The sequence below is a fragment of the Hydrocarboniphaga sp. genome (assembly GCF_028291725.1).
In the GTDB taxonomy this organism is placed as follows: domain Bacteria; phylum Pseudomonadota; class Gammaproteobacteria; order Nevskiales; family Nevskiaceae; genus Hydrocarboniphaga.
In genome coordinates this window covers 24115-45519 of sequence record NZ_JAQGNT010000095.1, presented here as the reverse complement: position 1 = coordinate 45519, position 21405 = coordinate 24115, and the positions used below count along the sequence as shown (strand labels likewise).

Annotated in this window: 18 protein-coding genes; 5 read left to right on the top strand and 13 right to left on the bottom strand. The window is 61.3% G+C overall.

All coding sequences use genetic code 11. From position 1 onward, the window contains the following. Positions 1-24: 24 nt before the first annotated feature. The 9 genes from meaB to JWQ90_RS24510 all read right to left on the bottom strand — a co-directional run bounded on the left by meaB (position 25) and on the right by JWQ90_RS24510 (position 11293). Entirely contained in the window at positions 25-972 is a 948-nt protein-coding gene (gene meaB / locus JWQ90_RS24550; protein ID WP_299697680.1) for a methylmalonyl Co-A mutase-associated GTPase MeaB, read from the bottom strand. Beyond that, positions 969-1382: a cobalamin-dependent protein gene (locus JWQ90_RS24545; protein ID WP_299697678.1), complete on the bottom strand. Its 414-nt coding sequence runs from the start codon at positions 1380-1382 to the stop codon at positions 969-971. The genes meaB and JWQ90_RS24545 overlap by 4 nt, the downstream gene beginning before the upstream one ends. After that, complete coding sequence (locus tag JWQ90_RS24540) at positions 1382-3064, bottom strand: methylmalonyl-CoA mutase family protein (protein ID WP_299697676.1); 1683 nt, start codon at positions 3062-3064, stop codon at positions 1382-1384. The genes JWQ90_RS24545 and JWQ90_RS24540 overlap by 1 nt, the downstream gene beginning before the upstream one ends. Position 3065: 1 nt before the next feature. Then, positions 3066-4667: an AMP-binding protein gene (locus JWQ90_RS24535; protein ID WP_299697675.1), complete on the bottom strand. Its 1602-nt coding sequence runs from the start codon at positions 4665-4667 to the stop codon at positions 3066-3068. A gap of 15 nt (positions 4668-4682) precedes the next feature. After that, on the bottom strand, positions 4683-6095 hold the full coding sequence (locus JWQ90_RS24530) for an aromatic ring-hydroxylating dioxygenase subunit alpha (RefSeq protein WP_299697674.1): 1413 nt from the start codon (positions 6093-6095) through the stop codon (positions 4683-4685). An 81-nt stretch (positions 6096-6176) separates the two neighbouring features. Next, a complete protein-coding gene (locus JWQ90_RS24525) occupies positions 6177-6980 on the bottom strand; it encodes a hypothetical protein (RefSeq protein WP_299697672.1) in 804 nt (267 codons plus the stop codon). Positions 6981-7004: 24 nt separating this feature from the next. Then, positions 7005-7859 (bottom strand): DUF1295 domain-containing protein, encoded by an 855-nt coding sequence (locus JWQ90_RS24520; protein WP_299697671.1) that lies wholly within the window; start codon positions 7857-7859, stop codon positions 7005-7007. A gap of 167 nt (positions 7860-8026) precedes the next feature. Next, complete coding sequence (locus tag JWQ90_RS24515; protein ID WP_299697670.1) at positions 8027-9289, bottom strand: DUF1214 domain-containing protein; 1263 nt, start codon at positions 9287-9289, stop codon at positions 8027-8029. 561 nt (positions 9290-9850) lie between these two features. Beyond that, entirely contained in the window at positions 9851-11293 is a 1443-nt protein-coding gene (locus JWQ90_RS24510) for an OmpA family protein (protein WP_299697669.1), read from the bottom strand. A 556-nt stretch (positions 11294-11849) separates the two neighbouring features. Between JWQ90_RS24510 and JWQ90_RS24505 the strand changes: the two genes are divergently transcribed. The 4 genes from JWQ90_RS24505 (at position 11850) to JWQ90_RS24490 (ending at position 17202) form a co-directional block, all read left to right on the top strand. Beyond that, complete coding sequence (locus JWQ90_RS24505) at positions 11850-13118, top strand: sulfotransferase (protein ID WP_299697667.1); 1269 nt, start codon at positions 11850-11852, stop codon at positions 13116-13118. A gap of 102 nt (positions 13119-13220) precedes the next feature. Next, entirely contained in the window at positions 13221-14474 is a 1254-nt protein-coding gene (locus tag JWQ90_RS24500) for a cytochrome P450 (protein WP_299697665.1), read from the top strand. An 18-nt stretch (positions 14475-14492) separates the two neighbouring features. Next, a complete protein-coding gene (locus JWQ90_RS24495; RefSeq protein WP_299697663.1) occupies positions 14493-14669 on the top strand; it encodes a rubredoxin in 177 nt (58 codons plus the stop codon). Positions 14670-14754: 85 nt separating this feature from the next. Then, positions 14755-17202, top strand: a complete 2448-nt coding sequence (locus JWQ90_RS24490) for a TonB-dependent receptor (protein ID WP_299697662.1) — start codon at positions 14755-14757, stop codon at positions 17200-17202. A gap of 42 nt (positions 17203-17244) precedes the next feature. Here JWQ90_RS24490 and JWQ90_RS24485 read toward each other — a convergent pair whose 3' ends face one another. Next, positions 17245-18192 carry a LysR family transcriptional regulator gene (locus JWQ90_RS24485; RefSeq protein ID WP_299697660.1) on the bottom strand — a complete coding sequence of 316 codons (948 nt, stop codon included), beginning with the start codon at positions 18190-18192 and terminating at the stop codon, positions 17245-17247. Positions 18193-18378: 186 nt separating this feature from the next. Here JWQ90_RS24485 and JWQ90_RS24480 point away from each other — a divergent pair, with 186 nt between their 5' ends. Continuing rightward, positions 18379-19992 (top strand): NAD(P)/FAD-dependent oxidoreductase, encoded by a 1614-nt coding sequence (locus JWQ90_RS24480; RefSeq protein WP_299697658.1) that lies wholly within the window; start codon positions 18379-18381, stop codon positions 19990-19992. Between the two features lie 88 nt (positions 19993-20080). Here the strand turns inward: JWQ90_RS24480 and JWQ90_RS24475 are convergent, their stop codons facing one another. The 3 genes from JWQ90_RS24475 to JWQ90_RS24465 all read right to left on the bottom strand — a co-directional run bounded on the left by JWQ90_RS24475 (position 20081) and on the right by JWQ90_RS24465 (position 21372). Further along, positions 20081-20440: a nuclear transport factor 2 family protein gene (locus JWQ90_RS24475; RefSeq protein ID WP_299697656.1), complete on the bottom strand. Its 360-nt coding sequence runs from the start codon at positions 20438-20440 to the stop codon at positions 20081-20083. Further along, a complete protein-coding gene (locus JWQ90_RS24470; RefSeq protein ID WP_299697654.1) occupies positions 20437-20931 on the bottom strand; it encodes a hypothetical protein in 495 nt (164 codons plus the stop codon). The genes JWQ90_RS24475 and JWQ90_RS24470 overlap by 4 nt, the downstream gene beginning before the upstream one ends. Positions 20932-21009: 78 nt before the next feature. Further along, complete coding sequence (locus JWQ90_RS24465) at positions 21010-21372, bottom strand: nuclear transport factor 2 family protein (RefSeq protein WP_299697653.1); 363 nt, start codon at positions 21370-21372, stop codon at positions 21010-21012. Positions 21373-21405 lie beyond the last annotated feature (33 nt).

Here is a 21405-nt window from a genome sequence, read left to right as displayed (position 1 = left end):
GTATGTTCTTAAATCAAAAATGCTCTAGTCATGCAGCAGCCGGGCTGCGGCGCTGCTTGGATCGCAGCGCCGCGCGACCACCTCGTCGATGATCGCCTCGAAGCGTTCGCTCCGGTTGGTCGGCTGCAGGTAGCGCGAGCGCAGGATTTCCGCGAGATGCTCGGTGACGCGCGCGCGGGCCTGTGCGCGCCGGCGCAGCGCCAACTGCTCGGGATGATCCTGCAGATGCCGCCGATGCGCGTCGATCGCCGTCAGCAGTTCGGCGATGCCCTGGTTGTCGGTGGCGGCGGTCTTCGGCACCGGCGGATGCCAGGCATCGGCACCGAGCGCATGCGTGCGGAATTCGATGGCCTCGCGCAGCGCCGACACGGTGCGGTCGGCGGAGCCGGTGTCGGCCTTGTTGACGACGAACAGGTCACCGACTTCGAGGATGCCGGCCTTGACCGCCTGCACCGTGTCGCCGCCAGCGGGAGTCTGCACGATCAGCACCGTGTCGGCGTGGCGCAGCACGTCGATTTCGTTCTGGCCGACGCCGACGGTCTCGACCAGGATGCGATCCCAGCCCATCGCGTCGAGCACGACGAGCGCGTCGGCAGCGGCCTGCGCGAGTCCGCCGAGACGGCCGCGCGCGGCCATGCTGCGGATGAAGACGCCGCGGTCGGTGTTGTGGCGATTCATGCGCACGCGGTCGCCGAGAATCGCGCCGCCGCTGAACGGGCTCGAAGGATCGACGGCGAGCACGGCGACGCGCTCGCCGTTCGCCCGATAGCGCGCGAGCATCTGGTCGACCAGCGTGCTCTTGCCCGCTCCGGGCGGCCCGGTGATGCCGATGATGGGCGTGTTACCGGCAGCTGCGTGCAGGTCGCGCAAGGTGGCGGCAATCGTCGGATCGCCGGCCTCGATGCGCGTGATCAGGCGCGCGACGCTGCGCAGCTCGCCACGCCGCACCGCGTCGGCGATCGCGTCGCTCATGGCGCGGTGAGCGTCTTTCCGGTGACGTCCTGCAGGAACGCGACGATCTGGGTCATCGACGATCCCGGCCCGAAGATGCCTTTCACGCCCATCTCGCGCAGCTCGGGCTCGTCGTCAGCGTGGATCAGGCCGCCGAGCATCACCGGCACGTCATCGACGCCGGCGGCCTTCATCTTCACCAGCAGGTCACGCGTGTAGTGCAGGTAGGTCGCGGTGCTGTAGCTCAGGCCGACGACGTCGGCGTCCTCGGCGATCAGCGCATTGATCAGCCCGTCGGCGGTGTTGTGCTCGCCGAGGTAGATCACTTCGACGCCGCGGTCGCGCAGCAGCTGCGCGAGCGTGCGGATGCCCTTGCTGTGCACGTCGGTGCCGAGCATCGCCAGCAGGCAGCGGATCTTTTCGCCGATCATCAGGGCTTCGGGTACTGGAACGGCGATTCGATCGCCCGGAACGGATCATAGGGCAGGCCGTTGGCAGCACGTACCGTGCCCCAGACTTCGCCAGTGGTGCCATCGGCGACCAGCGCGTCGATCATCGCCTGGTGGCTGTTCTCGCGGCGATGCGCGACCTGGTAGAGCGCATCGATCTTCGAGCGCAGAACGCTCATGTCGCGCCCGGCCTTGCGCTCCTTGAAGCGCTGGATGTGCGAAGTCATCCGGCCGGGGTCTAAGCTGAAGCGCTTGGGCAGGGTCGAATTCTTCGGCAGGTACTTGTTGACGCCGACGACGATGCGCTGCTGGCTGTCGAGTTCCTGCTGATGGCGGTAGTTGTACTCGTCCATCATGCCTTCGATCGTGCCGTCCTCGATCGCCTTGATCAGGCCGATGCCCTCGATCTTCGCGAGCATCGCCAGCGCCTCGGCCTCGACGTCGTTGGTCAGCTTCTCGATGTAGTAGCTGCCGCCGAGCGGATCGGCGGTGCGCGCGGCACCGATCTCGTTGGCGAGGATCTGCTGCGTCCGCGTCGCGAGTTCGCGCGCTTCTTCGGTCGGAATGCAGATCGGCTCGTCGTAGGTGCAGGTCTCGACCGACTGCACGCCGCCGAGCAGCGCGGCCAGCGTCTGCACGGCGGCTCGCGAGAGGTTGTTCAGCGGCTGCTGGTAGACCAGCGAGCGGCCCGAGGTGTGGCAGGCCAGGCGCAGCCGCTGGCTGCGCGCATCGACCGATCCGAAGCGCTCCTTCATCGTCCGCGCCCAGACCCGGCGCAGTGCGCGGAACTTGGCAATCTCCTCGAAGAAATCGATGTCGCTGGTCGACACCCAGGCCATGCTCGGCGCGACCTGGTCGACGTGCATGCCGCGTGCGATCAGGTCACCGAAGGTCTGGTTGATGATCGCCATGCCGATCGCGATCTCGCCGGCCGCCGACATGCCGCGCTCGCGGATGTCGTAGGCCTGCGGACAGCCCAATGCCCATTTCGGGCTGTTTTTCGCGCTGTATTCGACGCAGTCGACCGTGGTGCGATGGCCCAGTCCGGCGGGCACGATCGCCTCGCTCCAGCCGGCGAGCCGCAGCTGCAGATGATCGGGCATGTGCGAGCCCTGCAGCTTGCTGATGTCCTTGCCCTGGCGCAACGCCATCGCGACGACCATCGGGTAGGTCATCATCGTGCTGTGCCAGGCGATGTCCTGGCGCGTGACGTCGATGCCTTTCAGCAGGATCTCGAAATCCGCGACCATCGGCAGCGAGCAGCCTTCCTGGCCGGCGTCGGCCGATAGCACCGGGTGATCGGCGTCGATCGCCTCCTGGCTCAGCGTATCGAGCACGATGTTGATGCCGGCCGTGCCCATCCTGATCGCGTTCTCGATGCCATCGCGCGTGTCCTCGGGCGAGCCGTAGCCGACGATGTTGCGCAGCGTCCACATGCGGCTGCGGTACATCTGCGAATACGCACCGCGCGTGTACGGGTACTCGCCGGGATTGCCGAGGTCGCGCGCGTAGTCGGTGTCCCTGATGTCCTCGGGACCGTAGCTCGGCTGCGTCTCGATACCGCTCCAGGTCGCCGTGCGCGACAGCTTCACCGACACGTCCTCGAGATGGGCGGCGATGTCGGCGGCGCGTTGCGTCTCGTCTGGCTTGGGTGGCGCGTTCACGTCAGGTGTCCTTGGGGGCGAACTGTTCGCGCAGCATAAACTTCTGGATCTTTCCCGACGCGTTCACCGGCAGCGTGTCGACCACGTGCCAGAACTTCGGCACCTTGTGCCGCGCGATGCGCGACCGCAGGAATTCGACCAGCTCGTCGGCGGTCGCGCTCTGGCCGCCGCGGAAGATCACCGCGGCCGCGACCTGTTCGCCCCACTTCACGTCCGGCACACCGAAAACTGCCGATTGCGCCACCGCCGGATGTTCTGCGAGGCGGTCCTCGATCTCGCGCGGATAGAGGTTCTCGCCGCCGCGGATGATCATGTCCTTGAGCCGGCCGGTGACCTGCACGTAGCCGTCGGGACGCATCACGCCGAGGTCGCCGGTGTGGATCCAGCCTTCGGCATCCAACGCTTCGGCCGATTTCTCCGGCATGCCGAAATACGCCTGCATGCAGCAGCGCGTGCGCACGCAGACTTCGCCGACGACCCCGATCGGCACGATCTCGCCGGCGGATGAAATCACCTTGGCCTCGGACAGCGGCAGCGGCAGGCCGGCGCTCTGCGTCACGCGGTCGATGTCGTCGCCACGACGGGTCACGAACATCGCGCCGCCGGCCTCGGTCTGGCCGAACAGCGTCATGATCTCGGCGCCGGTCTTCGCCTTGACCTCGCGCACCAGCTCGGGCGCGACGATGGTGCCGCCGGTGACGATGACTTCGAGCTTCGACAGGTCGGTGCCCGCGAAGCGCTCGCTCTGCAACATCGCGACCAGCATCGTCGGCACCGCCATCGTCGCGCGCACGCCGTAGCGCTCGATCGCGTCGAGCATCGCCTCGGCGCTGAAGTCGGGCACCAGCACCTGCGTACCGAGGTTGGACAGGCAGCCCAGGCTCATCGTCACGCTGCCGCCGACATGGAACATCGGCAGCAGGTTCAGCCACACCGAACCGGTCGGCACTTCCAGTCGCGAGGCGGTGAAGCGCGCGTTATTGACGATGCCGGCCTGGCGCAACATCGCGCCCTTGGGCTTGCCGGTTGTGCCCGACGTGAACAGGATCATCGCCAGGTCGTCGGCTTTCACGACCGGCAGTTCGACCGTCGGCGCATCGGCGACGAAGGCGTTCCACTGGTCGAGATAAACCACGGTCTGCAAGGCGGGCAGCGAGGGCTGCAGCGCTTCGATCACGGCCTGGTTGTCCAAGCTGCGCCAGACACGTTCGAGCACCAGGCCACGCGACCGGCTCTGCTGCAGCAGGTACTCGAGTTCGCCGGCGCGATTGGCCGGGTTCAGCGTGACCAGCACGATGCCGGCGAGCGCCGCGCCCAGGTGCAGCATCAGGATTTCGGCGCTGCCGCCGGCCCAGGTGGCGACACGGTCGCCGGGCTCGAAGCGCCGCAGCAATGCGTACGCGGTCTTTTCGGCTTCTGCGAGCAGTTCGGCGTAGGTCCACTGGCGTGCCGTTTCACCGAGCTTGGGCGCGATCAGCGCGAGCCGATCCGGCACCTCGTGCGCACCCTGGCGCAACAGGTCGCCGACCGACAGGCCCAGAAACTCCGCGCTCCAGTCGGCGCGTAGGTAGGATTTGCCGAGTGCCGTGCTGCTCACCGTCATCGTGCCTGTTCCGTTTTACTCGCCCACGACCGGCGGCCTGCGTCCGAGCAGGCGATCGACTTCGGCGAGGTAGTGGCGAATGCGGATTTCCGACTCCGACAGCCGCGCACCGACGAAGCATTCGGACTCGATGCCTTTCTGCACTTCGGGCACACGGCGAACGTCCTGCGCCAGCAGGTAGCCGAATTCGGACAGTTCCTTGGGCATGAAGCGCGCCGGGCGTTCCTCGCCTTTCCAGCCCGCGGGACCGAAGGCTTCGGGACCGAAGGAGTTCAGGTCGATCACCTGCGTGGTGTCATCCGACACCGGCAGGCACAGCGTGATCGCGTTGTACCAGCTCTTGCGCGGATCGGTCGGATGCGGGCGGAAAATCTGCAGCAGAAGCGAGTCGACGAACACGTTGATCGTCATGTTCGGGAACGGCGAGTAGTTCCAGTCGTCGACGATCTGATCGTCCGTCAGCTTGTCGAAGAACTCGTAGCCGTGCTTCTTGCCCCACTTGCGCTTGGTGGCGGTCATCGCCTGCTTGTACTCGTAACCCTTGAGGTGATTGAAGTCCTCGGGGTTGCCGCCGTAGATCGACACGAACATCTTCAGGTATTCGTTGACGGTGTCGCGATCCTCATGGCGGCTGGTGACGTAGCCGATCGGGATGATCATGCGGCTCATGCCGTTCTGGTACAGGTCGTACTGGCATTCGAGCATTTCGGATACCGGGATCGCTTCCGGATGCACGTCGTCGGCGTGGTAGAACTCGATGAAGGCGTCGAGCGCGGTCTTCCAGTTCGCGTCCCAGCAGAACTCGAGATCACGCAGCACGCGCATGCGGCCGAAGTCGTAGTCCTTGAGATGTTCCGGCATCACGTCCAGATGTTCCAGCAGTGTCAGCCGCGGCTTCGGATCCGGATTGACGAAGATCAGGCTGTTCCAGCAATCGACGCTGACCGCGGTCAGGCCGGGGCGGTCACAGACCACTTCCGGGCGGAAGATCAGCTCGTCGCGGATCTCCTTGTTGCTGCCGTCGAGCTTGTATTTCCAGCCGTGGAAATCGCAGGTGAAGCAGGCGTTGCCGGTGTGGCCGAAGTCGTTGTGGACCAGGCGATTGCCGCGGTGCGGACAGACGTTGTAGTAGGCCTTGATGTCGCGCGGGCCGGCACCCGTGCGCACGACGATGAAGGATTCCTTGCCGAGGTTGTAGCGCAGGTAGTCGCCGACTTCGGGAATGTCCTGCATCAGGCCGGCGAAGGCCCAGGTTTTCATCCACAGATGCTTCCATTCCAGGTCGGCTTCTTCCTTGGAGAAGTAGCGCGTGCGATCGGGCGGTGCAGTGCCGTAGTCGATGTGCGGTGCCTTCTCGCCGGTCGGGCCGGAGCGACCGTTCGGATAGACCCGAAAACCCTTCTTGAAATCGAACTGAATCTTGCCCATGACTGGAACCTCGTAAGAATCAGGATACAAAGCAGAAAAATCGAAGCGATACACCGATGACGATTTGCGCAGGCGGGAACTTCAGCTCGCCGCGAGCCCGGCTGAACCAGCGGCGACCCGCCGTGTCAGCAAGATCGTGCAGATCCAGATCAGCAGGATCGCGATCAGCACGCTTGCGACGCCGGACAGCTCGATGACCCAGTGCGGCCAGTCGGTGTTCATCGCGTTATACATCGGGAAGCCCGCGCCCATATGGCCCATCAGCGCGCCGACGGGGCCCAGCACCACGATCAGCAGTTGCTTCAACCCTTTCAGATAGGGCAGCGTCACGTGCATCAGTGTCGCGCCCATCAGCATGCAGATCGTGTTCAGCACGTTCCAAGTGAGCGGCGCAGTGCCGCTCCACCACCGCAGCGGCTGATAGTCGTAGTACACCCAGAGGCCGTGGGAAACCGGATAAGCCTCTCCAATGGAATAGCAGACGGCCGTTATCGCGCAGGCCTTCCAGATGAAAGCATTGGTGAACGAGTCGGCAATCATCTTCGGATAGCAGCTGAGATAGAACATCCCGAAGCCGGCCGCGTACCCCAGGGCGATGTGCCACGGAATCGCACGGTCAACGGCATTGAACATCATGATCTGGCCCGGCGCCGGATGAATCGCGTGGCCGAGGAAGGTGACGATGGTTTCGAGCGGGACTGCCGCGAAGCCGGCGGCGACCATCAGTACCGGGACCGCCGATCGATGATTTCGCGCCATCAACAATGCCCACACCAACACGCCAGCGGTCGCCGCGATGGTGAGATACAGGAATATCGTCTGAAGCCCCTCTGGAATCGCGGCGTCCGGAGGGACAGGGAAATTGACCGTCAGTTGATTGCTCATGGACCGCCCAGGGGTATTACGTGCTCAGCGCGATGGATCGCGCTTCTTCGGGATCGGCAGGAAGCCGCTGGTCTCGTGGATGACCTTCTGATACTCCGGACGCGAGCCCATGAACTTGTCCTGGAATGCGCGGCCGAGGATGCCGGTCAGCATGATCGTGTTGAACACCGGGCCGGCGACGGTCCACCAGATCTCGTGATGGGCCGACACCGCGACGATCCAGATGCCCCACCAGACGCAGGTGTTGCCGAAGTAGTTCGGATGACGCGTGTGGGTCCAGACGCCGGTACGCAGGTAGCGGCCCTTGTTGAACTTGTCGGCCTTGAAGGCCTGCAGCTGACCGTCGGCGACGGTCTCGAAGTAGTAGCCATAGCCGAATAGCGCCATGCCGAGCAGCGACAACGCATTGAGTTGTCCGCCGTCGACGCCCTTGGAGGCGAGTACGCCGAACACCGCCGGCAAGCCGATCACCGCGATCACGATCGCCTGCGGCTCCATCACCACGAAGAAGCTCTTCCACCAGTAGCCGGGCTGGAATTTCTTGACGAAGCCGAGGTAGCGCTGGTCACCGCCGCCGCTGACTTTCTTGTAGCCCATCCAGCGTTTGGAGAGATAGATACCGAGGCGGCAGCCGTGCAGCCCGCACATCAGCAGCAGCACCGCCGCGGTCTGCGACTGCGCGCCCGAGATCAGAAACGCGATCAGCGTCGGGATCGCGTAGCCGAAGCCGTAGTAGCCGTCCATCATCGAGTGATCGGTCTGGAAGCAACCGATGATCCAGATGAGGGTGACGACCAGGAAGGTGTAGGTGGTGCACAGCCAGAAAATCCCCCAGTTGGTACTCAAGTCGAAACCAAGGCCGGTGATTATCTCAGTCATCAAGTTCATCCTTAGGAGGTCTTGCAAAAAGGTGGTGTGACCCAAGGCGGTGGCTGATGCAGCGGGTCGATGACGTACTGGTCAGACCTAACCATGACTGGCAGCCGCAGATTATTTTCAACCGACCGATTTGACGTGTTCGGCATTCGAGAGAGACACCGTAGTGTTTACCAGCGCTTGCGCATCAACGCGCCCCGGCGCCGCATGCGGATGGCCGCTTCGCGCTCCTCGGGGCTCACCACCGAGGTTGCAGGCGGGAGGTGCTGTCTCACGTCAGCGACCTTGATTTTGGTGACGATGTGATCGGGATAACGCTCGCAGCGTTCCCACCGAACCTGCATGACTCCACGCCGGTAGCCCATACTGTCCAGCCAGTTGGGAACGCCGGGATCTACGGCCGACACGACGATGCGGACGAAGCCATCGGTGTCGACGATGGCCGTATGGCCGTTGAGATGAGTTTGCCTGTTGTACCAGTCCAAGGTAAACGATGCGTCGTCCATGAGGTGCACGCTCCAGTAACGACAAGGCACCGGCACCTGGACCTCGATGATCAAGGCTTCGTCGGCTGCCAGGTCAAAGCCGCCGTAAGCGTACTTCTGTGTCAGCAGTTCACCGTATTCGGTGAGATCCTTGTAGCGGATCTGATTGATACCCTGCTCGCGGTAGATTTCTCGCGCGAAGGCAATGGACAACTGGGTCCATCCCTCGGTCCAAAGCACCAGCTGGCGGAGATTCTCATCGAGACTCTTCGCAGTGGGCCGCGGCTTTGCCGCGGCGCGGTCCAGGCGCTCTATCGAAAAGCGCCCATCCACTTCACCGATCCAATCGTACGATGTCTGGCGAAGCAACAGATAGGTGGCCTTTGGATGTAGCTGTAGCCAGTTGCCGCTGTAGTTCTCAGGCCTTGCTGGGCTCAGAATCACATCGACGAATCCATCAGACCCGATTTCGAGCGCGTCGAAGTCATAGTTGGCCAGAGTCAATCCGAGCTTCTGGGCATCCATGACACCGCGGGAGAAAAAGCTGCCGGTGCCAATCTGCACGTCGACACGTTTGACCGTTCCTCGGTACCCCGAGATACGGTAAACGCCGACATCCTCAATCGGACACATGGCATAGCCTTGATCGGGATTGGCCCCCGCGTAAGCCGACATGATCGTCGCGAACGGATAGAAATCCGGATGCTGTGGATCGACGTACAAAAGGCCGACATAGGCAGTCACCAACTGGGAGAACAGGTTGCGATAGAACTCGCGTCTGATCTGTTCGTCCTGAGCGTCGAGCAACTGAGGGACCAAGCGACCGGCCAGCGGTAACAGCGCCTCGATGTAGGTCGACCACTCTGCAGTCGCAAGCTCGGCTAAGTCTTTGACCTCCACGCGGGCCGGTGCATCGTCAGCCGGTTTGGAGCCAAAGCTGGATTCCATTTATTCGCGCTCCTGCCGGTGAAAGTAAACGATTGCCCGCAATGTCGGACCGCACGGAAGTAACGGCGGCTGATCAACTGAGTGTATCGGTGCAGCAAAAGCCCGCCTAATGATTTGTGCGCATCGCTGTCCATGACTACGGCTCATCGACTCGACTACGGAACTGGCGATCACATTGTCCCCGGCCATTTGTTAAAAGCGTCAGCCATTGGCATTTATCGAGGGCAAGGAAGTACGGGTGCTCCACTCCGCTAAAGCACATCGATTTACCGGTTCTGCTGCACTGATTCTCGGTAACGTCAGCGCGCCCTCCGGCGCGCGAGTGCGGGAAGAGAAGAGAGCGCAGTTCGAATGGAGGAGCAATACGAACTGCGCCCAAACTACGAAAGGCGCTCGGCGGCTAGTGCTTTGTTGCATAAGTCTGCGTCGCACCGAAAGCGCTCTGGCGCCCCGAGTGCAAGGCGCCAACCGCAGGCATAGCACCGCTATGGCGAGGATTGGCAACGCCGCAATCGGGGATGCCAGAGCGCTTGAATGCAGCAGGACTTATGCAACTAAGCACTAGGGCGTGACAGCGAACGGATCGGCCACTGGTGGCGATTCGGTGGTTGAAGAAGGCGCAGGAGTAGAAGTCGGCGCTGCCGCAACGGCAGCGCGGCTTCCCGTGACCTTGAGTTCGACGCGACGATTCAACTCCCGCCCTTCGTCCGTATCGTTGTCGGCCACCGGCTGCGTCTCCCCGTAGCCGACCGCCGTCATCCGTTCCGCCACAATTCCTTTCGCAACCAGATAGGCGACGACCGACTTTGCCCGGCGATCGGACAATTTCAGGTTGTAGACATCGGCCCCCTTGCTATCGGTGTGGCCGCTCAATTCGACGTTGATCTGTGGATTCGCGATCAACTCGTCGCCGACGTTGTCGAGAATGGTCTTCGCGTTCGCCGTCAGCGTGGCTTTGTCGAAATCGAAATTCACGCCGCGCAGCACGATGATGTCACCGGTCCCGCAACCGGATAGGGTGACTCTCTCACCCGCCAGCGGCGTCTTGCAGGGATCCGTCTCATCGTTGTCGTCGGCGGAAGTGCAGCCCTTGTCGGCGGGAAAGTCGACCAGGCCGTCGCCATCGTTGTCCTTTCCATCCGAGCACATCGCCGGATCGGTCTCGTCGTTGTCATCCGCAGCGGTGCATCCGGCGTCAGCGGGAAAGTCGATCTTTCCGTCTCCATCGTTGTCGACCCCGTCCGAGCAGGCTGGTGCCAGCGGGACAACGGTGGCCGGAGCCGGCGCGACTACGGGTGCCTTCTTCCCTAGTGGCAGCCACAGTCCGAGATTGAACACCACATCGCCATAGTTGGCGGGTGCGTCGAGATCGACCTCAGTGGCATTCAGCCTGGTCTCGCGGTGGCCATAGCGATACAGCGCTTCGACGCGTAATGCCCAGTTATAGGTATCGCCAATGAATGGGAACAGATAGCCCAGACCGCCTTCGACCGTGGTCAGCGAAAAGGAGCGGCCCTGGTTTGTGGCGTAGTCCCGCACTTCGAGTCCACCGAAACCGATTTTTCCATAGAAATTCGACAGGCTCTTGAATGGGAAAAGCAGCCCGTTGATTGAGCCCCCGACGTACTTCGGATTGCCATCGCCACCCATCATGTCATACACGCCGGTGGCCTCGATGGCAGAATATTCCCAGCGATAGCCGGCGCTGAATGCCCCACCGTATCCGTCGTCCAGCCGGCTCCGAGTTACCGGCATGATGTAACTCAGCATCGGAGAGATGTAGGGACCTTGCTTGAGCGGACTGGTGTCGCTGCTTTCGCTCGTCGGAACGACGTCCTCCGGCTGGGTCGTCGCGCCAGCAACAGGAGGAGGGGGAGACGTGATAGTCATCGACGCACCGGGCGGCGCCATCGCGGTGTTGGGTGACGGCGATGCCTGTCCGACCGCGACAGTGCAGGTCAGGTTGCCGCACAACAGCAGCAGGCCGCTGACTCTCATTCTCATGCTCTCCTCCTTGGACTTTTAATGGCCATTTATTTGAATGTTGATCGCGGTGCGGCCCCTCAACTTGACGAGCCGCCCGGCTTTACGAGGTTTGAGCCGCATCCCTCAGTCCGCCGGCTTCCGCGCTCGATGTGCGAGATCGGCCTCGAAGGCCTCGCATCATCATCCCTCAATTCTTGATTTCCTCGCGGTTCGCTGACCAATGATTTATGTGCATGACTCCGCATGAGTCTCACGCATACCGATCTACCGGCTTCGAGTCAGGGCGATCGCCGCCTGCCGTGGTGTGTTGCCGCTGATCATCCTGAAGACCGCTCGCTTCGCGAATGACGGATGACGGGAAGTCGAACGGTTCCACTTGGCCTACTTGCGCCGGACGCATGGCCATCGATGACTAGAAATCATTTGCCGATCAGGACAGCCGAAACTTACATTTAGCCGCTCGCACCGCCCTGCGGCATGAAGCACAACCAACAAAGAGGCGGAACTGGATGCCGGGGAAGCTAGGCGATTCAGTGAGATCAATCACTACAATTTGCGATATGAGGAGCAGGCCATGTTTTCATCGGAGGACGACCCCAGCCTGAATTGGCAGCCTCCGAAGCGCCCCGAATGGGTCCAGCGGGTTGTCGAGGAGGGCGCCTGCATGGATATCCGCGGTGTCGTCCCGCTGGATGAGCAATCCTTGCTGCAAGCTGCAGTTCAGAGCACCGGTCTCTCCGACTTCGGAGACCCGGAGTGGCTTACAGCATTCAGGGTCTTCATTGATGCCCTTGAGAAGGAAGCGAACCTCAACCTCATGGGGCGCCTGCGTATCCGGCAGGAAATGCTGTTGTTTCTGAAGACGCGACTGCAGGTCGAGGACACTTACAAGCGTCACCCGGAAATCGACGACGAGGTTATTCGGCAGCCGATTCTGGTCACCGGTCAAGGACGCAGTGGAACGTCGATGCTGCAGAACGTATTGGCCGCGAACCCCGACTATGGGACGCTGCTCCACTGGGAGATGCTGCTTCCTTGTCCGCCTCCCGAGAAGGCCACGTACCACACCGATCCGCGAATCGAGCAGGCCGATCGCTGGATCACTCAGTGGAATCGTGTCGTCCCGACGCTGGAGTCGATGCACGAGTTCCACGCACGGATGCCGTTCGAGTGCACGGTCGTGATGTCGATTCCCTTCCAATCCGATGCCTGGCTGGCCGGACTGGTGCAGGTCCCCAGTTTCCACGGCTACATCGCGCAATCCGATCCGACCCTGCCGCTGCTGTTCCTGAAACGCGTTCTGAAGCTATTGCAGTGGAAGAACCCCCGGAATCACTGGGTGCTCAAAGATGTCTCCCTGCTGCGCAATCTGCCGGCCGTTTTTAAGGTATTTCCAGACGTCTGCGTCGTGTGGGCACACCGCGATCCGGTTCGGTCCACGGCCTCCTTCATCAATATGCTCGGCACGATGCAATGGGCTCAGAGCGACACTCCTCTTCAGGCCGGGTCGCTGGACATGATGCGCGATCCGATGCTCAGTGCGTCCTTGTTCAACAGCGTCATCGACCTGATCGAGAGCGGAGCGATTCCCGCCGGGCAGTTGTACAACGTCCACTACAAGGATCTGGTTTCCGACACGATGGGCACGTTGGAATCAATACATCGCTTCTTCGGCATTCCGCTCAGCGATGCGGGCCGGGCGGGCATGGCGAAGTATCTGGCCGACAACCCTCGAGACTCGCGGCCCGCTCATCGTTACCCTGCAGTGAAAGGGCAAGCCCTCGACCGGGCTCGAGAGGTTTACAGCCGCTATCAGAACTATTTCGGCATCCCAAGCGAATGAGCTAAGGACGGTGTGAGGTCGCCGATCAGACAGCACGGAAGGATGTATCGCAGAAACCAGTCGGCGCCACGCGCGCTTACCAGCACACAAGGAGTTGCGTTGATGAGTATGGGGCAAACTCGAGAGTGGAAGGGCACGGGCTTGACGATTCCGGCACATGTGCCGGATGAGGCGGTTCATGATTTCGACTTCTACTTCACCAAGGAGCGCGACAGCAATGCCGCGTTCGATGTCTACGACGCCTACCAGGAACTGCAAAAGAACGCTCCGGAGATCTTCTACAGCCCACGTTATGGTGGGCACTGGGTAGTGACCCGTTACGAGCACCTGGAGGCCATCTACTCGGACCACGAGCACTTCTACAGCCGCAACAACATGATCCCCCCGGCGCCGGAGGGGGGCTTCGCGTTCCTGAACTACGACGGAGCCAAGCACGCGGCATTTCGCAGCATTCTTCAGCCCTTCTTCTCACCGAAGGCCGTCGCACAGTTCGAACCGGTCATCCGGCAGGTCGCGAACTCGCTGATCGACGAGATCATCGACAAGGGGCACTGCGAGTTCGTCAGTGAATTCGCCAAGAAGATGCCGACTCTGGTCGTGATGAAATTCATTCTGCAGCTGCCGGAGGAAGATACTCCATACCTGATCAAGTTCGTCGACGACGTCGCACACGCCGGCGACGACATGAAGGCCTTCATGGACGCCTTCCAGCAACTGGCCGGATATGTCGCCACGCGCGTGATTCCGGCGCGGCGCGCCAATCCGGGGTCGGACGTCCTGAGCAAGATCATTCATAGCCGCCCCGAGGGCCGTGAAATCCTGGAGCAGGAAATTCTCGGCGCCGTGTCGGTGCTCATTGTCGGAGGACTGGACACCGTCGTGGGCGCGTTGGGCATCGCCGCGAAGCACCTGGCGCAAAACCCCGATCAGCTTCGCAGGCTCGTCGAGAACCCGCAGTTGGTGCCGGCCGCAGCCGATGAGATGCTGCGCCGCTTCGCGATTGTCAACCATGCTCGTACGGTCGCCAAGGACATCGAATTCAAGGGGCGGCACTTCGCAGCGGGCGACATGGTGTTGTTGCCGACCACCGCCACTGGCATCGATGATCGGAGGTTCGAGAACGCTTCCGAGGTGGACTTCGGCCGCACCAACAACCGCAAGAATCTGACCTTCGCCAATGGTCCGCACTTCTGCCTGGGCACGTTCGTCGCCCGCTCCGAGATGGCGATCTTCCTATCGGAATGGACTCGCCGTATCCCGGAATTTCAAATCAAGCAGGGAGCCACGCTCAAGTTGCTGAGCGGCATCACGAATCATCTCGAATCCCTGCCACTGGTTTGGAAAGCTCCAGGATGAAGCCGGACGGGGCCGCACGTGAATGACCCCTACAAGCGCTACCAATGTACGTACTGTGGCTTTGTCTATGACGAAGCGGTCGGGCATCCGGAATCCGGTATCCCGCCCGGCACGCGTTGGCAGGACATACCGGACGAATGGGTGTGCCCTGACTGTGGGAACGGCAAATCCTCGTTCGAGATGGAAGAGATCTAGGGATCTCGAAGCAGATTGAAACAAGCCGTCGGAGCGGGAGCAACAGACGGATGACATACAAATATAGGAAGGAGGAGAAAACAGCATGCGCGTAACATCAGCTACTGCATTGGCACTGGTGGCATTGGGAAGCTTGTCGTCGATATCTGCCCGCGCTCAGGTCGAGGGCAGCTCCGCTGAGGTGCCTCCTCCGGCGCCGACTGCCGACACTGCGGCTGAAGCGCCGGTGGCGCCGGCTGCCGACACTGCGGCTGAAGCGCCGGTGGCCCCGGCTGCCGAGAGTGCCGCGCGCCCGTCGAGCCGGTTTGTGGAAGAAGTAATCGTGACCGCGCAGAAGCGCGAGGAGAAACTTCAGGATGTTCCGATTTCGGTCTCGGCGTTCAGCGCGGATACGCTGGATGCGAAAGGCATCAACAATCCGACCGATCTCCCGTTAGTCACCCCAGGTCTGACTTACGCCTCGCTGGTCAGCTACGCCAAAATCTACATCCGCGGTGTCGGCACGGATGCATTCGTGCCCTCGTTCGATATGAGCGTGGCCACTTACGTGGACGGCGTCTACATGCCGTATGCGTCGGGACTGGCTCAGGACTTCGGGGCCCTTGAGCGCATCGAGGTATTGAAAGGCCCTCAAGGCACCTTGTTTGGTCGTAATGCCACCGGTGGCGCGATCAACATCATCACGAAGAAGCCCAGTCTGGCCAATGCAGAGGGAGAGGTCGGTGTCTCCTATGGGAGCTACGACGATCTTCAATCGAAGACCTACATCAGCGTTCCGCTGTCGGACACGTTCGCCTTCAGCGTGTCCGGCCTGTATGACCACCGGGACGTGTACTACAAGTCGGTGAATTATGACGCTCAAAGCGATATCGCCAAGGGGGTGCGCGGCAAGCTGCGCTTCAGCCCGAACGAAGATCTCGACATCATCCTGGGTGCCACCAAGATCGAAAGCCAAGGTGCCGGAACGGCTCTGGGCGCCAACCTTGCACCCAAGCCATTGCTGAAGCTCGTCGGCCAGGGAACGCCACCTCCTGACTACACGACCAATATCAATGATCCGGCCTACAGCGCGAACACGACCACGATCTATCAGCTCGACGGCACCTGGACTCTGCCCGGTCTGACGACCAGGACGATACTCGCGAGTCAGAACGTGAAGGCGGTAACGGCGCTGGATTTCGATGAAACGCCGCTGCCGCTCGTGTCGTTCAGCCACCCGAACGGATTCAGCAAATTGAAGACCGCGGAGCTCCAGCTTCTGTCGAATGAAGACAGCTGGGGCGCCGATTGGCTGAATTACATCGGTGGCCTCTACTACCTCGACAGCAGCGCCGGCTATGATCCGCTCGAGCTGTATGTCGGCGTACGTCAACTCCAGGACCTGTTCCGCACCCAGGCCACTAGCGTTTTTGGTTCGTTGGTCGGTCAGCTGGATCAAGGCATATTCTCGCCGCTGCTGTCTCAACTCGGCACGGGGCCGTCACCGGTCACGGTCGTCACCCGAGGCGTGGTTGATACGAAGTCTTACGCAGGGTTTCTGCAGGGAACGGCTAAGCTGACGGACACCATCTCGCTCACGCTGGGTGGGCGTTACCAGGACGAGAAGCGTTCGTTGGTCAAATCCTCGGTAGGCAACTACCTAGTGCCCAACGAAGTGCTCATCAACTTCCCGCTGCAATCAACGACAAAAAAGAACTTCTCGCCAAAGTTCACGCTCGATTTCAAGCCCAACGATGACTTGCTGTTTTACGGAACGGCCTCGCAGGCGTTCAAGAGCGGCTCGTACAACATCGTCAACATCTACACCGGCTCCAACTACGTCAAGCCTGAAACCGTCACGAGCTTCGAACTCGGCGCCAAGACCGAGCTGTTCGACCGCAAGTTGCGGCTCAATGGTGCGATATTTCAAAACGGGATCAAGGATCTTCAGGTCCAGGTGCTTTCACTGACGGCCGGTGGCGCGGTGTCTCTCGAGAATGCCGGCAAGGCCCGGATCAGGGGTGCGGAGTTCGATATGACCTGGCAGCCCTTGTTTGAATTCGCGCCCGGATTCGTAGCGAATATCGGCGGCAGCTATCTCGACGCCAAGTACACCCGTTTCGACCAGGGCAGCGGATACGACGAGACCACCGGCCTGTTCTTTGGTCCGAGGGCGATCCTGGGACCGTTGACGCCAGGCCGCGATTTCTCCGGCAATCGGATTACACAGACACCGGAATACACCGCCTCGTCCAGTGCCAGCTATTCCTGGGATCTGACCAATGGTTCGATCGAAGCTTCAGCGGATTACTACCTGAGCGGCAACTTCTACTTCACAGCACAGAATTCCCAGGACGCGAAGCAGCCCGCGTACGGCGTACTCGGAGCGCATGTGAGCTACTTCTACAAGCCCTGGAGCACTCGCGTAACGGTATTCGGCAAGAACCTCACGAACGAACACTATTTCCTCTACAAGCTGGAGGACGACTTCACAACGGCGGGCTTGCTGCAGCCGGAAGCGACTTACGGTGTTCGTTTGAACTGGACGTTCTAGTCTTTGACCTCCGCTCGGCGGCGACAGGCTGGGCGGGACGCCCTATGCCGCCTCCGCGCTAAGTTCGCGGAAGACCCCCCGGATCATTTCGGAGATCCACAGGTGTACGGAGGATTGGGCAGTGCGCTCGTGTTGAATCAAGGTCAGCGTCGACTCCGCGCGTCCGACTGATTCGACGTACTCCATTGGCCTCGATACAAGATTGTCTCGAAAGGCCGGAACCTGCGACAGATGCTCGAGCCCCAGCATGGTGGCATCCGACATCGTCAGGATATCCAGCGTGACGAGGAGATGGCTCGTGTCGATGAGAATCTTCGGCGGCGGAAGGCCGGCGTCTTTGATCGCTTGCCAGATGAGTCGGTTGACTTCACGACTGACGTTCTGGGCGTGGAACGAGATGATCGGGTAAGAGCAGATGTCGGCGAGACTGATTTCTTTGTGAGACTCCAGAGGATGGCCCTTGCGAAACCAGAACAACGGCGTGATTGACATCAAACGTGAGCCTAGGAAAGTGTCAGGATGGGGCTCGTCATGATTGATGACGAAGTCGAGAAGCCCCTTTTCAAGCTGTTCGCGGTGGTTGTCCGGAAGGTGCAAGGCTTCTATGCGCACGGCTGGAGCTGCGGCTCGAACAGCCAGAGCAAGGCGCGGCAAGGCCGCGAGAACGAAAGATTCCGGCGCGGCAATCCGTATAAATCCTTCGGCTACACGCGGATCAAAAGGGGGCGGTTCGAACAGTCCCCCCATCTTTTCCACCGTCTCTCTGACGACCGCTGCGATCTGGTTCGCTCGCTCGGTTGGTACCAGCCCCTGAGAGGAGCGCACGAGCAGAGGATCATTGAACATATCCCGCAGGCGCCCAAGCGATCGACTGATCGCCGACTGTGTGACGAACAGCCGTTCCGCAGCCCTGGTGACGTTGCGTTCCTCAAGCAGCACGTACAGGACCTTCAGCAGGTTCAAGTCGGCACGCAGAAGAGCCTTGTCCACCTGACCATCCTCCTATGAATTCGCGCACGCCATCTATTAGTGGCCGACCTCAGCAGCGTTGGCCCCGGCGATTCGAAGGTCGCCATCTGAATACGCTAGCACATAGCCCACTGGGGCGGGTGCGGGTCGGTGGCTTGCCGGCGGTACGTGGCATGTTGGGCGCCGTTCGTTCGGCAATGCAGATAAATGGTCTTCAAGGGAATGGTTGGCATGGGCAATAGCAAGTCGTGGGACTACATCGTAGTCGGCGCGGGGCACAACGGTCTGACTGCCGCCTGTACCCTAGCAAAGGCTGGCAAGTCGGTGTTGGTAGTCGAGCAGCGCGGCATGGCTGGCGGGCTATCGGTCAGTCATCCCTTTGTGCCCGCTGCGCCCAACCATTTTCTGAGCCTCGGCGCCATGGACGATGCCCTGATGGCGCATAGCCCCATGATCGAATTCCTCGACCTGCGAAGCCACGGCTACGACTCCGTACCGATGGCAGCGCCCTACGGTTGGATGGGCGAGGACGGCGAAACCCTGGTGCTGCATAAGTCCTTCGAGCGGACCGTCGAGGAGATCAAATACTTTTCGCCGAAGGATGCGAAGACCTATGCCGACGTGCGCGGCGCCATCGACCTGGTTATGGGCGGGCTCGAAGGAATCATGCAGCATCATCCGTCGGAGGTGCCCAAGCGCCTGCTCCTGAACGTCGTACTCAAACTGGCCTCCGACCGGAAAACCCGGAAAGTACTTGCGCGCATGCTATCGGTTAGCGCCTTCGAGATGTTCTCAGAGACGTTCGAGTCCGAAGCTATGCGGGGCCTGTGGGCGTTCTGGGCTTGTATGTTCGCGCCAGCAACTGTTCAGGCCAGCGGTCTCTACCTCGCAGCATTCGGCAGCGTGCATCGCGCCGGCATTTTTCGTCCCATAGGCGGTATGAGCGGAATGATCCGCGCGATGGAGCGGTGTCTAGAAAAGCATGGCGGTGAGGTCCGCTGCAATCACAAGGTGGAGGAGCTTCTTCTCGATGGTAAGCGAGTAACAGGAGTCAGGATCGTCGGCGGGCAGGAGTTCTTCGCAACCGAGGGAGTGTTGGCGAACTGCGCCCCGCAGGTGGCGCTCGGCAAGCTGCTGCCCGATTCCGCCCGCGACGAGGGTCTGCGAAAGAAGATCGAGTTCATCCCGGCCAATTCGATCGCGGTGGCACCGTTCAAGATTGACTACGCCGTCGGCGGACCGGTCACCTACAGAAAGGCAGTCGCCGCGCGCGCCAAGCGTGACGATCTGGATGTCCGGAAGACTACCTTCATGACAGGTACGCTAGAGCAGCACATCGCTCAGCATAAGGCCGCGCTACGAGGCGAGAACGTCGACTTCCGGCCGCCGCTGTACTTCGCGATCATGTCCGCCAACGACGCCAGCATTGCTCCGAAAGGGCAGGACGTGTTCTATCTATACGTCAATACGCCGCTCAATCCTGTTGGAGGCTGGGGTGAGAACAAGGCCGGCTACAGCCAGCAGATTCGCAATGCCGTCAGCCATTATGTCGACGGCCTTGAGCATGAGATCGGCAGCGTCGAGCATTGTCCCAAAGACTTCGAGGATCAGTTCGGCACCCCCAACGGTGCCTATTTCCACGTCGACATGATTCCGACGCGCATGCTGATGAATCGCCCCGCTTCAGGGCTGGGGGGCTATCGCACGCCGTTTGCCGGGCTCTATCTCGCCGGAGCTGGTTCACATCCTTCCGGAGGCGTCTGTGGTTGGCCAGGTCGACTTGCTGCGGAGACGGCGATGAAGGACGCGCGAGCTGGCTAACTGCAGAATCGTACGTTGGGGCGCTTTGAAATTGAGCGTCATGTCGCCAATCGGCAAAAGCCGCGACGGAGAATCGCGCCTGAATCCATTAGCGTTGCGGCAGCGGCAGCCCTTGCACACGCAGAAACGACAGCTTGTCCCAGTAGCCGCGCTGAAACACGATGCGGCCGCTCATTACCTGAAAGAACCCGCAGCCGCGCAGACCCAGCGGATCGCGCCACTCGAGCATCGCCCACTGGCCATCTTCGAACAGGTTCTCGACGATGCAGACCATGGCCGCGGAAGCGAAACCCGCTGCGAACATCTCGCGGATCGCGGCGCGGCCCTGGACCGGCGACTCCGCAACCTGGTGATTGATCGCGTCCTCGGCGTAGAACGCGGCCAGCGCATCCGGATCGGCACGGTTGAAGGCCGCCACCCAGTGATTGACCAGTTCACGCGGGCTCATTGTATGGTCTGCCCTTTGCCAGCCGCGGTACGCTCCTTAATAACGGCGTTGTGATCCCTGATAGTCACGACCATACCGGCGCAGCGCCGGTTCACTGCGGCAATATCGTGGTTGTAGACCGCCTGGTCGTGGTTCAGCCGCTCGACTTCGGCATTCAACTCGCCGGCACCTGCGTTCAACACGTCAAGACGGGCGTTGAAGGCGTCGATTGCGGCGTCGTCGGTATTGTCGAGCTTGTCCTGCTGCGCAATATGCTGGTCCATCTCGTCCTGCAGCTGTTTCAGCTCGGCATTGTGGGTGGTCATGCCCTTCTGCAGCTGCACGCGCCGGGGCTCGATGCGATCGGCTTCCTCCAGGCAGGCGCGATATTCGTCGCGCGACGAATACCGCGGACTCTGCTGAGACTGTGCGCCAGCGGGCAGAGGCAGCAGCCATAGCGATGCGATCGGAAAAGCGACAAGCGAGCGAATGATGATGGTAGGCAGTGGCATCGGACTATTCCCGGCGATGCGACAGGTTAACCGCAGGGCGGGCTCCGCTCCATGATGCAATCCCGGCTCCACCGAAACTCACAGAGCCGGCACTCGCTTCTGACCCAGCGCAAAGCTCGCCTTCTGGATCAGATCCGCCGATACCTCATACAGGCACAGCATCTCCACCGTCCCCCTGCCCTCGGGAAAGTTGCGCGTGATCAACTCGTGGTCCACGACGATATTACCCATCACCACGCGACTCAGCAGCCGGGCGTGCAGATCGGGCTCCAGGAATCGCGCACTCATGCGGGCGCGCATCTGCGCGTGCCCGGACGCCAGCAAGCCGCCATGCAGTTCAAACTGCTGGGCATCGACCGCATAGGTGGCCAGCCATGCCTCCAGATCCCTGGCGTTATAGGAATCAAGCTGCTTCTGGACAATGGTTTCAGCAGGGGTCATGGGAGCTTAGCCACGTCGCGATCAAAAACTCAG

Bases quoted from the DNA above. Each gene is read 5' to 3' on its own strand.
- meaB (WP_299697680.1), bottom strand. From the start codon at position 972: ATGAGCGACGCGATCGCCGACGCGGTGCGGCGTGGCGAGCTGCGCAGC.
- JWQ90_RS24545 (WP_299697678.1), bottom strand. From the start codon at position 1,382: ATGATCGGCGAAAAGATCCGCTGCCTGCTGGCGATGCTCGGCACCGAC.
- JWQ90_RS24535 (WP_299697675.1), bottom strand. From the start codon at position 4,667: ATGACGGTGAGCAGCACGGCACTCGGCAAATCCTACCTACGCGCCGAC.
- JWQ90_RS24530 (WP_299697674.1), bottom strand. From the start codon at position 6,095: ATGGGCAAGATTCAGTTCGATTTCAAGAAGGGTTTTCGGGTCTATCCG.
- JWQ90_RS24525 (WP_299697672.1), bottom strand. From the start codon at position 6,980: ATGAGCAATCAACTGACGGTCAATTTCCCTGTCCCTCCGGACGCCGCG.
- JWQ90_RS24520 (WP_299697671.1), bottom strand. From the start codon at position 7,859: ATGACTGAGATAATCACCGGCCTTGGTTTCGACTTGAGTACCAACTGG.
- JWQ90_RS24515 (WP_299697670.1), bottom strand. From the start codon at position 9,289: ATGGAATCCAGCTTTGGCTCCAAACCGGCTGACGATGCACCGGCCCGC.
- JWQ90_RS24510 (WP_299697669.1), bottom strand. From the start codon at position 11,293: ATGAGAATGAGAGTCAGCGGCCTGCTGCTGTTGTGCGGCAACCTGACC.
- JWQ90_RS24505 (WP_299697667.1), top strand. From the start codon at position 11,850: ATGTTTTCATCGGAGGACGACCCCAGCCTGAATTGGCAGCCTCCGAAG.
- JWQ90_RS24500 (WP_299697665.1), top strand. From the start codon at position 13,221: ATGAGTATGGGGCAAACTCGAGAGTGGAAGGGCACGGGCTTGACGATT.
- JWQ90_RS24490 (WP_299697662.1), top strand. From the start codon at position 14,755: ATGCGCGTAACATCAGCTACTGCATTGGCACTGGTGGCATTGGGAAGC.
- JWQ90_RS24480 (WP_299697658.1), top strand. From the start codon at position 18,379: ATGGTCTTCAAGGGAATGGTTGGCATGGGCAATAGCAAGTCGTGGGAC.
- JWQ90_RS24475 (WP_299697656.1), bottom strand. From the start codon at position 20,440: ATGAGCCCGCGTGAACTGGTCAATCACTGGGTGGCGGCCTTCAACCGT.
- JWQ90_RS24470 (WP_299697654.1), bottom strand. From the start codon at position 20,931: ATGCCACTGCCTACCATCATCATTCGCTCGCTTGTCGCTTTTCCGATC.
- JWQ90_RS24465 (WP_299697653.1), bottom strand. From the start codon at position 21,372: ATGACCCCTGCTGAAACCATTGTCCAGAAGCAGCTTGATTCCTATAAC.